The 15199-nt window shown below is 51.1% G+C and carries 11 protein-coding genes; 4 read left to right on the top strand and 7 right to left on the bottom strand.

The features are described 5' to 3' along the window. Positions 1-27: 27 nt before the first annotated feature. The 5 genes from rpsA to gyrA all read right to left on the bottom strand — a co-directional run bounded on the left by rpsA (position 28) and on the right by gyrA (position 7682). On the bottom strand, positions 28-1704 hold the full coding sequence (rpsA, locus tag QWY20_RS03985; RefSeq protein WP_330127746.1) for a 30S ribosomal protein S1: 1677 nt from the start codon (positions 1702-1704) through the stop codon (positions 28-30). A gap of 99 nt (positions 1705-1803) precedes the next feature. After that, positions 1804-2490, bottom strand: coding sequence for a (d)CMP kinase (gene cmk, locus QWY20_RS03980; RefSeq protein ID WP_330127745.1), 687 nt, complete (start codon positions 2488-2490; stop codon positions 1804-1806). 138 nt (positions 2491-2628) lie between these two features. Further along, a complete protein-coding gene (gene aroA, locus QWY20_RS03975) occupies positions 2629-3909 on the bottom strand; it encodes a 3-phosphoshikimate 1-carboxyvinyltransferase (RefSeq protein ID WP_330127744.1) in 1281 nt (426 codons plus the stop codon). Next, positions 3906-4988, bottom strand: coding sequence for a 3-phosphoserine/phosphohydroxythreonine transaminase (gene serC, locus QWY20_RS03970; RefSeq protein ID WP_330127743.1), 1083 nt, complete (start codon positions 4986-4988; stop codon positions 3906-3908). Before serC ends, aroA begins: the two co-directional genes overlap by 4 nt. A gap of 69 nt (positions 4989-5057) precedes the next feature. Then, positions 5058-7682, bottom strand: a complete 2625-nt coding sequence (gene gyrA, locus QWY20_RS03965; protein ID WP_330127742.1) for a DNA topoisomerase (ATP-hydrolyzing) subunit A — start codon at positions 7680-7682, stop codon at positions 5058-5060. 206 nt (positions 7683-7888) lie between these two features. Between gyrA and ubiG the strand changes: the two genes are divergently transcribed. The 4 genes from ubiG (at position 7889) to yfaE (ending at position 12680) form a co-directional block, all read left to right on the top strand. Further along, positions 7889-8620 (top strand): bifunctional 2-polyprenyl-6-hydroxyphenol methylase/3-demethylubiquinol 3-O-methyltransferase UbiG, encoded by a 732-nt coding sequence (gene ubiG / locus QWY20_RS03960; protein ID WP_330127741.1) that lies wholly within the window; start codon positions 7889-7891, stop codon positions 8618-8620. Between the two features lie 319 nt (positions 8621-8939). After that, a complete protein-coding gene (nrdA, locus tag QWY20_RS03955; protein ID WP_330127740.1) occupies positions 8940-11219 on the top strand; it encodes a class 1a ribonucleoside-diphosphate reductase subunit alpha in 2280 nt (759 codons plus the stop codon). Positions 11220-11283: 64 nt separating this feature from the next. Further along, a complete protein-coding gene (gene nrdB / locus QWY20_RS03950) occupies positions 11284-12414 on the top strand; it encodes a class Ia ribonucleoside-diphosphate reductase subunit beta (RefSeq protein WP_330127739.1) in 1131 nt (376 codons plus the stop codon). An 11-nt stretch (positions 12415-12425) separates the two neighbouring features. After that, on the top strand, positions 12426-12680 hold the full coding sequence (gene yfaE / locus QWY20_RS03945; protein WP_330127738.1) for a class I ribonucleotide reductase maintenance protein YfaE: 255 nt from the start codon (positions 12426-12428) through the stop codon (positions 12678-12680). Between the two features lie 7 nt (positions 12681-12687). Here yfaE and QWY20_RS03940 read toward each other — a convergent pair whose 3' ends face one another. Both QWY20_RS03940 and QWY20_RS03935 read right to left on the bottom strand, forming a co-directional pair. Further along, the gene (locus QWY20_RS03940; RefSeq protein ID WP_330127737.1) at positions 12688-13272 is read right to left on the bottom strand and encodes a YceI family protein; all 585 of its coding nucleotides are present in this window, start codon (positions 13270-13272) and stop codon (positions 12688-12690) included. Positions 13273-13405: 133 nt separating this feature from the next. Further along, positions 13406-15187: a 5'-nucleotidase C-terminal domain-containing protein gene (locus QWY20_RS03935; RefSeq protein WP_330127736.1), complete on the bottom strand. Its 1782-nt coding sequence runs from the start codon at positions 15185-15187 to the stop codon at positions 13406-13408. Positions 15188-15199: the final 12 nt, after the last annotated feature.

The raw sequence follows: 15199 nt of genomic DNA, 5'->3' as shown, positions 1-15199 counted from the left end.
CTTTGCCAGCCCACACATCAAGCCAGATTACTGATCTTTTTGAGCAGCTTTAAAGGCTTCAGCCATGGCATTGGCACCAAAGTCAGATTCTTCCTGCTTATTGATGCTATCCAGAGCTTCTTTTTCTTCCGCTTCGTCTTTCGCACGGATTGACAGGCTGATCACACGGTTTTTGCGATCCACACCCATCAGGCGAGCTTCAACTTCTTCACCCACTTTCAGGGCAGAAGTTGCATCTTCGATGCGCTCACGAGCGATATCAGAAACACGGACGTAGCCTTCAACGCCACCTTCCAGTGCAACGGTTGCGCCTTTGGCATCAACTGCGGTCACTTCACCTTTAACAATAGCACCTTTCTTGTTGTCAGCAAGGTAGTTATTGAATGGATCGTCATCCAGTTGTTTGATACCTAAAGAAATACGCTCGCGCTCTGGGTCAACTTGCAGCACAACGGCGTGTACTTCGTCACCCTTTTTGAACTCACGAACAGCTTCTTCACCAGTGGCATTCCAGGAAATGTCAGACAGGTGAACCAGGCCATCAATACCACCGTCCAGACCGATAAAGATACCGAAGTCCGTGATGGACTTGATTTTACCGCTGACACGATCGTTCTTGTTGAAGCCTTTCGCAAACTCTTCCCATGGGTTTGGTTTGCACTGCTTCAGGCCCAGAGAAATACGACGACGCTCTTCGTCAATTTCAAGTACCATCACTTCCACAGAGTCACCCAGGTTGACAACCTTGGATGGGTGGATGTTCTTGTTGGTCCAATCCATCTCAGACACGTGTACCAGACCTTCAACACCTTCTTCGATTTCCACGAAGCAGCCGTAGTCAGTCAGGTTGGTGACGCGACCAGTGATTTTTGCACCTTCAGGGTAACGTGAAGCGATAGCGGCCCATGGATCTTCACCCATTTGCTTCAGACCCAGAGAAACACGCTGCTTCTCACGGTCAAACTTCAGGACCTTCACCGGGATTTCGTCACCAACATTGACGATTTCGCTTGGATGCTTCACGCGCTTCCATGCCATATCGGTGATGTGCAGCAGGCCGTCAACGCCGCCCAGATCAACGAACGCACCGTAGTCAGTCAGGTTCTTAACGATACCTTTGACTTCCATGCCCTCTTCCAGGTTTTCCAGCAGTTGCTCGCGCTCTGCGCTGTTCTCAGACTCGATCACGGCACGACGTGAAACCACCACGTTGTTGCGCTTCTGATCCAGCTTGATTACTTTGAATTCTAGCTCTTTGTTCTCCAGGTGCAGGGTGTCACGTACCGGACGGACATCAACCAGAGAACCAGGCAGGAATGCACGAATACCATCAACTTCAACCGTGAAGCCACCTTTCACTTTACCGGTGATTACACCGTGTACAGTGACTTTGTCTTCACAGGCTTTTTCCAGGCGCAGCCATGACTCATGGCGTTTCGCTTTTTCACGAGACAGCAGAGTTTCACCGAAGCCGTCTTCGATAGCGTCCAGAGCAACGTCGATGATATCGCCGACATTGACTTCCAGCTCACCACTGTTGTTCTTGAATTGCTCAACTGGGATGGCTGCTTCAGACTTCAGACCAGCGTCAACCATAACGACGTCTTTCAGTACAGCAACAACGGTGCCTTTTACAATGGCGCCCGGGCGAGTTTCGATGGCTTTGAGGCTTTCCTCAAATAATTGTGCAAAATTTTCAGTCATAGGTTAGTTTTCAACATGTTTGCTCCACATTACATCCTGTGCAGTGGGGTTACCAGTTTGTCCCGGCCGGTTCCGTGGCGCGGGATTTTCACTCAGAAATTAGCCAGCTTGCAGTTTGCTTTTGGCATACTGAAAGACTTCATCCAATACCTGGGTAATGTCTTTATCTGACGAGTCCAGTTGAAGGGCATCAGCAGCGGGAACCAGTGGCGCTGTGGCTCTGTTGGTATCACGCTCATCCCTTGCCTGGATATCGTGCAAAAGGTCGCCGATTTTAACATCGAACCCCTTATTTTTCAACTGCAAAAAGCGTCGCTCGGCACGAACTTCAGCACTTGCTGTTAAAAATATTTTAACCTTGGCTTGTGGAAACACCACAGTGCCCATATCGCGGCCATCCGCCACCAGGCCTGGTGCTTCACGAAACGCACGCTGACGGCGTAATAAGGCTTCACGTACCCTGGGTAAAGCGGCTACTTTCGAAGCTACCGCCCCTACTTCCTCGGTACGAATGGTGGAGCTGACGTTCTCGCCTTCCAGAATAATTTTCACCTCACCGTCTTCATCGGTGTCAAATTGCACATCCAGGTGAGCTGCCAGCGGTTGTACCGCATCTTCATCTTCCGGATCAATTTGATGGTGAATCGCAGCAAGCGCCAGTACCCGATAGATGGCGCCGCTATCCAGAAAGTGCCAGCCCAGCTTCTGAGCCAGCAAGCGGCTGAGGGTTCCTTTGCCGGAGCCACTTGGACCGTCTATGGTAATGACAGCAACGTCTTGTTGCATTCAGGCCTCCAGGGTCATATCTCGAAATTCAGCGACGTAGTATACAAGCTTTTATAGCAAAAAGCCTGTGAAGTTTTTAAGCAAACCATTTAGACCCTGGCATGAACCAGGGCCTAAATGGTTGAAATAATGAAATAACTAGCTTGAAAGCGACTGAAATAACCGGAAGTAGTCAGGAAATGTTTTACGGGTGCACTGTGGATCTTCAATGGTAACCGGGGTATCACTCAGCGCTACCAATGAAAAGCACATGGCCATACGATGATCATCATAAGTTGCAATACTGGCATGTGTCAGCCGGGCTGGTGGCGTTATTTTCAAATAATCCTGGCCTTCCTCTACCTCAGCGCCCACTTTTCTAAGCTCAGTTGCCATGGCAGCCAGCCGGTCCGTTTCTTTCACCCGCCAGTTGTATACATTGCGGATGCAGGTCGGTCCTTTGGCAAACAAGGCTGTGGTGGCAATGGTCATGGCCGCATCGGGGATGGCATTAAAATCCTTATCGATGCCATGCAGCTGGTTACGCGTGACTGAAATGAAGTCATCGCCCCACTGCACATCCGCGCCCATCTCGGCCAGCGCATCAGCAAAGTGAATATCACCCTGTACGGCATTCTTACCAATACCGGTTACGGTAATGGTACCGCCGCGAATCGCTGCTGCAGCCAAAAAATAAGACGCCGAAGAGGCATCGCCTTCCACCAGTATACTGCCCGGGCTTTGGTAACGCTGGTTACCACGAACCACAAAGCGCTGATAATTGTCGTGCTGAACCTGCACGCCAAAGCGCTGCATCAGCGCCAGGGTTATATCGATGTAGGGTTTTGATACCAGTTCGCCAACAATCTCGATGCTGCTGTCGCCGTTTAGCATCGGCGCTATCATCAGCAAAGCGGTTAAAAACTGGCTGGAAATACTGCCATTCACCCGCGCCACCCCACCTTGCAGCGCCTGCCCACGAATGGTCAAGGGGGGAAACCCAGGCTCTTTTTCGTACTCAATATCCGCCCGCCATTGCTGCAAGGCTTCTACCAAATGGCCAATCGGCCGCTCGTACATGCGGGGCTCACCTTTGAGGTGTGCTGTGACATTGGAGGCTGCTAAAGCCGCGGTAAGCGGTCGCATGGCTGTGCCGGCATTGCCTAAGAACAACTCAACCGGCGTGCTCGCCTGAAAGAAACCACCCAAGCCATCGACCACACACTCGGTGCGATCCGGACTGAGTTGGTAGCTCACCCCCAGGGCTTGCAGTGCATTGAGCATATGACGAATGTCGTCACTGTCCAGCAAGTTGGTGATCCGGGTCTGCCCTTTTGCCAGCGCAGCCAGCAATAACACCCGGTTGGAAATGCTTTTCGAGCCAGGCAAATGCACCGTGCCTTCGACCCGGCCAATGGGTTGCAATGTTAAGGTGTTCATCCATGGCTCCGTTCAAAGGCTTGCATAAAGGCGATCAAGGCTTCGACACCTGCCATCGGCATGGCATTGTAAATACTGGCGCGCATACCACCCACCAGGCGATGCCCTTTTAATGCCAACAAGCCATTCGCTTCGGCTTCTTTGACGAAACGGTCATTGAGGCTGTCATCGGCCAGCAGAAAAGGCACGTTCATCCAGGAGCGATTGGCTGGGGCCACATCGTTGCGGTAAAAGGCGCTCTGATCGATAAACTGATACAAGCGCTCGGCTTTGGCCTGGTTGTGCTGGGCCATTGCTGCAACACCACCTTGCTGTTTTAACCACTGAAACACCAGGCCGGCCAGGTACCAGGCAAAGGTGGGAGGGGTATTGAACATGCTGTCGTTACCGGCTGTCAGCGCATAATCCATAATGGAAGGAATGGCTTTGCCTTGCCCGCGCGCCAGTAAGTCCTCCCGTACAATAACCAGAGTCAGGCCAGACGGGCCTATGTTCTTTTGCGCCCCGGCATAGATTAGACCAAAGCGGCTGACATCAATCGGCCGGGATAAGATGGTGGAAGACAAATCGGCCACCAGCGGTACATCCGTGTGCGGTAGTTCGGTGAACTCCAGACCATCGACCGTTTCATTCGGGCAAAAGTGCACATAATCGGCGGTTGGATGAATGTCCCAGTCCTTCGCAGCAACCAGGCTGCGCTGCCCATCCTGATTGCGGCGAATATCCAGCGTGCGGACCTTGCCAAATTTTTGCGCCTCTTCAACGGCTGCTTTGGACCAGGAGCCGGACACCACATAGTCTGCTTCGCCGTCTTTGCTCAGTAAATTCAACGGCACCGCTGAGAACTGGCCACGGCCACCACCATGCATGAAAAGTACTTTGTAACTATCCGGAATGGACAACAAATCACGTAAATCCTGCTCGGCTTTCGCTGCGATTGCCATAAAGGATTTACTGCGATGGCTTACTTCCATCACAGAGCAGCCATGCTGCTGCCAGTTAATTAATTCAGCTTGCGCTTGTTGCATTACCTCGACCGGCAACATAGCCGGACCGGCACAAAAGTTATAGGTGGTCATGCTGTGTTCTTACTCCACACTCTGCACTGTAAACAGAAACGAGCGCTGCTGCGCTCGTTCATTTGAGTGTTATACCTGTTCGTTATCCGCCGCTTGGTCCGGCGTTGTGCCTGTATCAGCACTGTCTTCGGCTACCTCAGCTTCATCAGTGGGTAACTCTTGCTCTTCAATTTCATCGATGCGCTGCACCCCTACCACAGACTCATCGTCTGAGGTGCGGATCAGGATCACGCCCTGGGTATTACGACCGACCTCCGACACTTCCTGTACCCGGGTACGAACCAGCGTGCCTTTGTTGGAGATCAGCATAATCTCATCGGACTCATTCACCTGTACGGCACCAACCACCAGTCCGTTGCGCTCCGATACTTTGATCGAGACCACACCCTGGGTTGCCCGGCTCTTCGCCGGGTATTCTTCCAGCGCGGTTCGTTTACCGTAGCCGTTCTCGGTCACCGTCAGTACAGCCCCTTCACCGTGCGGGATGATCAAGGAGACCACAGAGCCATTTTCACGCAGCTTGATACCGCGAACACCGGTGGCGGTACGGCCCATGGCACGGACCTGGCCTTCATCAAAGCGCACTACTTTGCCATCGTCTGAGAACAGCATAATCTCGCTGTTGCCATCGGTCAGGCCGACACCAATCAGCTGATCACCTTCATTGAGGTTCACCGCAATGATGCCGTTGCTGCGAGGCCGTGAGTAATCGGTCAATGGGGTTTTCTTCACCGTGCCTTTGGCGGTGGCCATAAAGACAAACTTGCCTTCTTCGTATTCACGTACCGGCAGAATGGCTGTAATACGCTCTTCCGCTTCCAATGGCAGTATATTCACAATCGGCTTACCGCGGGAGATGCGGCTGGCTTGTGGCAACTGGTATACTTTTAGCCAGTACAGACGACCCCGGTCTGAGAAGCACAAAATGGTATCGTGGGTGCTGGCCACCAGCAGTTGATCGACGAAGTCTTCATCTTTCACTTTGGTTGCTGCTTTGCCTTTACCACCACGGCGCTGCGCTTCGTAATCGGTCAGCGGCTGATACTTTGCGTAGCCCAGGTGCGACAAGGTAACCACCACGTCTTCTTCGGTGATCAAATCTTCTAAATTGATGTCCAGTTCGTTTTCTAAGATTTCGGTGCGGCGGGCATCACCATACTGCTCTTTGGCGGCAAGCAACTCTTCGCAAATTACTTCCATCAAGCGCTCTGAACTGGCCAGAATATGCAGTAGCTCGGCAATCAGCTCCAGCAGATCCTTATATTCTGCCAGAATCTTCTCGTGCTCCAGGCCGGTAAGCTTGTGCAGGCGTAGATCCAAAATGGCCTGAGCTTGTTGTTCAGTCAGGTAGTAATGGCCATCACGAATGCCAAAGTGCTCTTCCAGCCACTCAGGCCGTGCTGCATCTTGCCCCGCCCGCTCCAGCATCGCGCTGACACTGCCCAGTTGCCAGCTGCGCTCGGTCAGGCCAATTTTTGCTTCTGCCGGGCTGTTGGAGGTTTTAATCAGCTCAATGATTTCATCGATATTGGCCAGCGCTATCGCCAGACCTTCTAAAATATGTGCCCGGTCGCGAGCCTTGCGCAAATCATAGACAGTACGGCGGGTAACGACTTCACGGCGGTGCAGTACAAAGCACTCCAGCATCTGCTTTAAGCCGAGGATCTTAGGCTGGCCCTGATCCAGTGCCACCATATTGATACCAAACACCGTTTGCATCTGGGTATTGGTATACAGGTGATTCAGCATCACGTCGCTAGACTCGCCACGCTTAAGCTCAATCACAATACGCATGCCGTCTTTATCGGACTCATCACGCAGTGCCGAAATGCCTTCAATGCGTTTTTCTTTCACCAGCTCGGCGATTTTCTCAATCAAACGCGCTTTATTTACCTGATACGGCAGTTCATTAACGATAATGGTTTCGCGGCCGGTTTTCTCATCGGTTTCAATTTCGGTACGGGCACGGATGTAAATTTTACCCCGGCCTGTACGGTAGGCTTCTTCAATGCCCTTACGGCCATTGATAATGGCGGCCGTTGGAAAGTCTGGGCCTGGGATCAGCTGCATCAGCTCAGGAATGCTGATTTCCGGGTTAGCGATTAACGCCAGACAGGCATCAATCACTTCGGTTAAGTTGTGCGGCGGTATATTGGTCGCCATACCAACGGCAATGCCTGAGGAACCATTGATCAGCAGGTTCGGTAAACGGGTTGGCAAAACGCCCGGAATTTGCTCGGTGCCATCGTAGTTCGGCACAAAATCGACGGTTTCTTTGTCGAGATCGGCCAACAGCTCGTGAGCAATGCGAGCCATCCGCACTTCGGTGTAACGCATCGCTGCCGCAGAGTCGCCATCGATGGAACCAAAGTTGCCCTGACCATCCACCAGCATATAACGCAATGAAAATGGCTGAGCCATCCGGACGATGGTGTCGTACACGGCACTGTCACCATGCGGGTGGTATTTACCAATGACGTCACCGACTACACGGGCAGATTTTTTGTAGGCTTTGTTCCAGTCATTGCCCAGTTCTTTCATCGCAAAAAGAACTCGGCGATGCACAGGCTTGAGGCCATCCCGGACATCCGGCAGCGCACGGCCGACGATGACGCTCATGGCGTAGTCCAGGTAGGAATTCTTCAGTTCGTCTTCAATATTGATGGGAACGATTTCTTTTGCCAGCTCAGTCATATTCGCGCTTTTTCCCTTAAATCATGGAGATAACCCGCATTTATCGCAGTTCTTAGTTGCGGGGCAACGTCGGATTCTACCACATAAAATGGCAGTTGCCATGGCCGATCGGTGCTGTTGTACGAAAAGTAAACTGAAGCGGTAGCTCTGCTTGCAGTGATGCTGCATCGCCCTATAATAGCGAAAACTTTTTGGAGACTTCCCCGATGGCCGATATCCCTGTTCAGCCGCTGCCTGCCAATGTAGATGCCGCTGAAATTGCCAAGTTTAATGACATCGCCTCACGCTGGTGGGATCCGGACGGTGAATTCAAACCCTTGCATCTGCTAAACCCTACCCGGCTGGGTTACATCAGTGATCAGCTGGGTGGTTTATTTGGTAAAACGGTAATTGATGTGGGTTGTGGGGGCGGTATTCTGGCTGAAAGCATGGCCCGTGCCGGCGCTAAAGTCACCGGCATTGATATGGCCGATGAAGCTTTGATGGTTGCCCGGCTGCACGCGCTTGAAGCTGGCATTGCCGTCGATTACCAGCAATCAACCGCCGAGCACTATGCGTTACAGGCAGCCGGCCAGTTTGAGCTGGTAACCTGCATGGAAATGCTGGAGCATGTGCCCGAGCCTGCTTCTGTAGTGCAGGCATGTGCAGATTTAGTAGCACCCGGCGGCACGGTGGTGTTTTCTACCATTAATAAAAGCTGGAAAGCCTATGCCATGGCCATTGTAGGCGCGGAATACCTGCTACGATTGGTCCCCAAAGGCACCCATGAATACGCCAAGTTTATTCGCCCTTCGCTGTTGATGCGCTATGCAGAACAGGCAGGCCTTACCATCACAGGTGCAACCGGCTTGCACTTTAATCCGCTGAGTAACACCTTCAAAGTAGGCCCCGGGCTGGATGTGAATTACTTTGTGGTGGCGAAAAAACCGCTGAATTGATGCTTATTTAACTGGTCAGAGGGGCTGATAAGAATAGTTTTTTTCAGTAAAAAAAAACTTGCATTCCAGCGAAGCCAGTCAGGCTTTGGCCTCGCTGCGTATCGCCCCAAAAACATAGCAAACCCCGTACCAAAACTATGGTTTTTTGTGACTTGCAAATCGGCCAAATCCACACTATCTTGTGATCCAGTTAGCCGCCAACCCTATATATTGTGTATCGAAGCAGCAATCAGGGTGTAAAAAATAATCAAGTGCTTAACAAGGCAAGGTCGGGCGGCGGCATCAATTTAAATGGACGCAACAAAGTGGGTACTACAGCATGACGACATTGTATGTTACGAAGCGGGATGGCAATCGGGAGCCATTGGATTTAGATAAAATTCATCGCGTCATCACCTGGGCTGCCGAAGGCTTGCAAAGTGTTTCGGTGTCGCAGGTTGAGTTAAAATCGCATATTCAATTCTACGATGGCATCAAAACCGAAGACATCCACGAAACCATCATCAAAGCTGCCGCCGATCTGATTTCGAAAAACACCCCGGATTACCAGTATCTGGCAGCCAGGCTGGCGGTATTCCACTTGCGCAAAAAAGCCTATGGTCGTTTTGAACCACCGGCCTTGTACGATCATGTGGTGCGTATGGTGGAAAATAGCCGCTACGATGCGCACTTGCTGCAGGATTACAGCAAAGCCGAGCTGGAGCAACTGGATACTTTCATCGACCATAGCCGGGATTTGAATTTCAGTTATGCCGCTGTGAAGCAACTGGAAGGTAAGTACCTGGTGCAAAACCGGGTCACCGGCCAGATTTTTGAAAGTGCCCAGTTCCTGTACATGCTGGTAGCTGCCTGCTTGTTTGCCAATTACCCGAAAGAAACCCGCTTGGGCTATGTGCGCCGTTTTTACGATGCGATTTCTTTGTTCAAGCTGTCGCTGCCTACGCCTATTATGGCTGGCGTGCGCACCCCTACCCGTCAGTTCAGTTCTTGCGTGCTGATTGAATGTGGTGACAGCCTCGACTCCATCAATGCCACCTCCAGCGCCATTGTTAAATACGTCAGCCAGCGCGCTGGTATTGGTATTAATGCCGGTCGCATCCGGGCATTGGGTAGCCCTATCCGCCATGGTGAGGCTTTCCATACCGGTTGTATTCCGTTTTACAAGCACTTTCAAACCGCCGTCAAAAGCTGCTCACAAGGTGGTGTGCGCGGTGGTGCTGCCACCTTATTCTTCCCGCTGTGGCATCTGGAAGTAGAGTCGTTACTGGTTTTGAAAAACAACCGCGGTGTGGAAGAAAACCGGGTCCGCCACCTCGATTATGGTGTGCAGTTTAACCGTCTTATGTATCAGCGCCTGATCAAAGATGAAAGCATTACCTTATTCAGCCCATCCGATGTGCCGGGCTTGTACGATGCCTTCTTTGAAGATCAGGAAAAGTTTGAACAGCTGTATGTGCAATACGAAGCGGATGACAGCATCCGTAAAAAGCGCATTAAAGCGGTGGAGCTCTTCACCCTCTTTATGCAAGAGCGGGCCAGCACTGGTCGTATCTACCTGCAAAACGTCGATCACTGCAACACCCACAGCCCCTTTGATCCGAAAGTGGCACCAGTGCGTCAGAGCAATCTGTGCCTGGAAATTGCGCTGCCTACCAAACCGCTGCGTGATGTCAATGACGAAGAAGGTGAAATCGCCCTTTGCACCCTTTCCGCGTTTAACCTGGGCGCGCTGGATAGCCTGGACGAACTGGAAGAATTATCGGACTTAATTGTACGGGCACTGGACAGCCTGCTGGATTATCAGGACTACCCCATTCCGGCAGCCCGTAATGCCACCATGGGCCGGCGTACCCTTGGGGTTGGCGTGATCAATTACGCCTATTACCTGGCGAAAAATGGCGTGCGCTACTCCGATGGTTCGGCCAATGGGTTGACGCACCGTACTTTTGAAGCCATTCAATATTACTTATTAAAAGCCTCGATGCAGCTGGCGAAAGAGTTTGGTCCTTGCCCGAAATTCAACGAGACCACCTACTCGCAAGGCATTATGCCGATTGACAGCTACAAAAAAGATTTGGATAAAGTCTGTACAGAAGCGCTGCAACTCGATTGGGATCGGTTGCGTCAGGATGTGATGGCCTTCGGATTACGGAATTCCACGCTATCCGCGCTGATGCCATCGGAAACCTCGTCGCAGATTTCCAATGCCACCAATGGCATTGAGCCACCACGCGGCCATGTCAGTGTCAAAGCCAGTAAAGACGGTATTCTAAAACAGGTAGTGCCAGAGTACGAACGTTTAAAAGCTCAGTACGAGCTGCTGTGGGATATGCCCAGCAACGACGGCTACCTGGCGCTGGTCGGTATTATGCAGAAGTTTGTTGATCAAACCATTTCTGCCAATACCAATTACGATCCAAACCGTTTCGACGGTGGTCGGGTCCCGATGAAGCTGTTGCTAAAAGATTTGCTAACCGCCTACAAGCTTGGTGTCAAAACCCTGTATTACCACAACACCCGTGATGGTGCCTCGGATATGCAGGAAGACATGCCAGAAGCTGAAGACGATGGCTGCGCAGGCGGCGCCTGTAAGATTTAATCTGTACCGCGGGCTTAGCAAGCCCGCTTTTTTCGGTTATTGGACTTAGGAAGAGAATCACGCCATGGCGTACACCACCTTTAATCGCGAGATTAATGATCAAATGAAAGAGCCGATGTTCTTCGGCAATCCGGTCAATGTTTCCCGCTACGATCAGCAAAAGTACCCAATCTTTGAAAAGCTGATTGAAAAGCAATTGTCTTTCTTCTGGCGCCCGGAGGAAGTCGATGTCAGCAAAGACCGCATCGACTTTCAAAATCTGCCAGAGCATGAAAAGCATATTTTCTTAAGCAATTTAAAGTACCAGACCTTGCTGGACTCAGTGCAAGGTCGCTCACCGAACGTGGCGCTGCTGCCGCTGGTGTCTTTGCCGGAGCTGGAAACCTGGATTGAAACCTGGGCCTTTAGTGAAACCATTCACAGCCGCAGTTACACCCACATTGTGCGCAACATTTCGTCCGAGCCGCACAAGGTGTTTGATGACATTATGCTCAACCAAAACATTATGGAGCGGGCGGAAGATGTTACGCGTTACTACGATGACCTGATTGAGTCCTTTAACCTGTACAATCTCTGCGGCAACGGAACACATAGCGTCAATGGCGTCAGCAAAAGTGTTAGCCTGCGCGACTTAAAAAAGAAGCTCTACCTTTGCCTGATGTCGGTCAACGTGCTGGAAGCCATTCGCTTCTATGTCAGCTTTGCCTGCAGCTTTGCCTTTGCCGAACGCGAACTGATGGAAGGCAATGCCAAAATCATCAAACTGATTGCCCGCGATGAAGCCCTGCATTTGACCGGCACTCAGCATATGCTCAATATCATTGCTGCCGGTGAAGACGACCCGGAAATGGGCCAGATCGCTAAAGAGTGTGAACAGGATGCCATCGCTATTTTCAAAAAAGCAGCCGAACAGGAAAAAGCCTGGGCCGCTTATTTGTTCAAAGATGGTTCCATGATCGGGCTGAACAAAGATATTTTGTGTCAGTATGTCGAGTACATCACCAACAACCGTATGCAGGCCATTGGCTTGAAACCGATTTACAGCACCAATCAGAACCCTATCCCCTGGATCAATGCCTGGCTGGTATCCGATAACGTGCAGGTTGCGCCACAGGAAGCTGAGATCAGCTCTTACCTGGTTGGTCAGATTGATAATCAGGTCGACTCGGGTGACTTTGGTGATTTCGATCTCTGATGTGATCTTTCATGCCTAAAGTGCAGGTAAACTCAACCACACTTCTTGAGTACAACAACCAGGGCAATCTGCTGACTGCCCTGGAGCAAGCAAAGTTCGATGTACATTACCAGTGCCGGCAAGGCTACTGCGGGGCCTGCCGCTGCCGTTTGGTCAGCGGCGAAATCCGCTACCTGCAAGAGCCGCTTGCCTTTGTCCGACCTGGTGAGTTCTTGCCTTGTTGCAGTGTACCCACCAGCGATATTGCTATCGAGCTACCCGATTAAAATCGCTTTATTGCCGGATCCCTTCTACTGTCAAATCCAGGTAGACATGGGTTGCGGCCGGTCCCAAATCGTAGTTAATGCCAAAATCTTTTAAAGCAAACTTAGTGGTACCAGCAAAGCCAGCGCGGTAACCGCCCCAGGGATCAGTGCCCTCACCCATTTTCTCTGCATCAATCACCACGGCTTTGGTGATGCCATTCAACGTTAATTCACCATGGACAGCCAGCCTGCCATTCTCAGTCGCTTTAATCTGTTGGCTACGAAAATGCGCTTGCGGGTGCGCTTCGACATTTAAAAAATCAGCACTACGCAGATGTTGATCACGTTCCTGATGGTTACTATCAATACTGTTGGTATCAATCGTCAGAGCGATATGGGCACTGCTAAGATCGTTGGCATCGTAATGGAAGCTGCCTTCAAATTGATTAAATCGACCATACAACCAGCTGTACCCCAGGTGATTCACCCGAAACTGAATAAAAGCATGAGCTCCTTCAGTATCGATTTGATAATCAGCGGCCTGGCTGGTAGTTGACAGGAAACTGGTAGCGGCACCAAGCAGAATTGCTGAACTAAATAAGGCAACTTTCATAAAATTCTCCGTGATTAAAAGCTCGGAATAAGCTTAGCCTACGGAAAAATAGATAAATAGCGCAAAAATAAACAGGTTTTATTCTAAAAAATAGCATGATAAGCGATCAAATGACTCATCATGCCGTAGTCGCTTAAGGCAGAATGATCCGCTGAGTGCTATGCAGACTGGGATCCGGTCGGATCAGTACCTGCTGCTCACGAGCAAAATCAATAAAAGCCTGGGCATAATTGATGTAAGTATCCTGATACCGCTCCGATGCCATCACCTTGCCAAAAGTGGTCCAGCCATCCTGACCTGAGGCAATAAAGCTGTTGGTCACCACGATATAGCTTTCATCCATCAGCAGAGGTTGCCAGCTTCCATTACGCTGCACTTCCAGCGCACTAACCCGTTGGTTCACTGGCTTGGTCATATCGACCGTGAAACGGATCCCTGCTCCATGTGGATAGCCCCCAGTCGAAGCGCCCGGTGTAATGGAGTACTCAATGGCATCTTCCAGCACTTGCCTGATTTCATGGCCATGCATTTGCAGATGGATCAAGGTATTGGAAAAAGGCAGTAACTGATAGACCTGAGCAATACTCAACTCGCCAGCGGGTAAGTCCGTGCGAACGCCACCGGCGTTTTGCAGTGCTATATCGGCATGACGACTCTGATTGAGGAATGCCTTGCTGACTACATAATGCAAATCGGATTGGCTGGCATCGCCGCAGCTTTCTTCACGAACCTCGCCCGGGTCCATCCGACACAAACGCTCGGGTATATAGGCAATACGCTGGGCGGACAACTCATCAATGCGGGTGCTGTAGTCCTCCAGCAGTTGTTGTAGCTTTGGCTCAGGTTCAACCAGACTCAGCACATCGGACGTAGTGATGTAATGGAGCACTTCAGCACGCTCAGTGCCTGTTAACAGTTCGCCGTTTCGGTTAAAGTTATCACCAACCAACAGATGGGGCCGGCCCTCGCAGCGCTCGACTATATCACCACGAAAGTGCACCACTAACTCACCAACCACTTGAGCGTAATCTTTGCCTTGCACAATACACACTGGATCACCGTCCAGGTTGGTGACCATGGTTGGGTAATCGCCATCCGCTGTCAAACCTACCTGAGCAAAGTCACCCAGCAGGCTGTGTGAGTCGCCACCGACAATCACATCCACTCCAGGTAAACGCTGCGCCAGCAGGATGTCATTGACATAGCCATAGTGCGTTAACAGCACGATTTTACCAATGCCTTGTTGCTGCAGTTTATCGATGTAATAACGGGCGGTTTCCAATTCATCCAAAAAATGCGTACTTGGCAGTGGCTGCGACGATTGCCGGGTTTTCTGCGCGATAGTCAGGCCAATAATGGCAACCTGATGACCGGCAATATCATGGATCACATACGGCTGGAACAGCTCCCAGTCATGATTGGGAGCCAAGGGGGTGCCCACCTCAGGGCGTACATTGGCAGATAATACCGGTATCTGGCACTGCTCATCCTGTAGATTGCGGATAAAGCCAGCCAGATGTGCATCGCCATCATCAAACTCGTGATTGCCAATGGTGAAGGCATCAAAGCAAATTTCACGCATCAGGTGCGCATCTGCATCGCCCTGAAACAAGCTGTAATACAGATCACCGGTAATAGCATCACCGGCATGCAGTTTTAATAAATCAGGATGGCGTTGCTGCAAACGAGCCATTTTAGTGGCTACCCGCGGAAAGCCACCGACCTCAACATCGGTAAACTCACCGGCGATACGCAGTGAAATTTGCTGCTTAGCAGCCAGGTTGGAGTGATGATCGTTGATATGAGCTATGGCCAGGGTTAAATCGGTACTTTCTTGTTCATGATGAAGCGTGCTCTGGCTGCAGCCAGTCAGGGCAAATAACAAGGTGCATCCAAGCAAAGTGGTATGTCGCATAGAACCCTCAGA

Source organism: Alkalimonas cellulosilytica (genome assembly GCF_036325985.1).
GTDB lineage: Bacteria > Pseudomonadota > Gammaproteobacteria > Enterobacterales > Alteromonadaceae > Alkalimonas > Alkalimonas cellulosilytica.
This window is presented reverse-complemented; position numbering and strand designations above follow the sequence as displayed.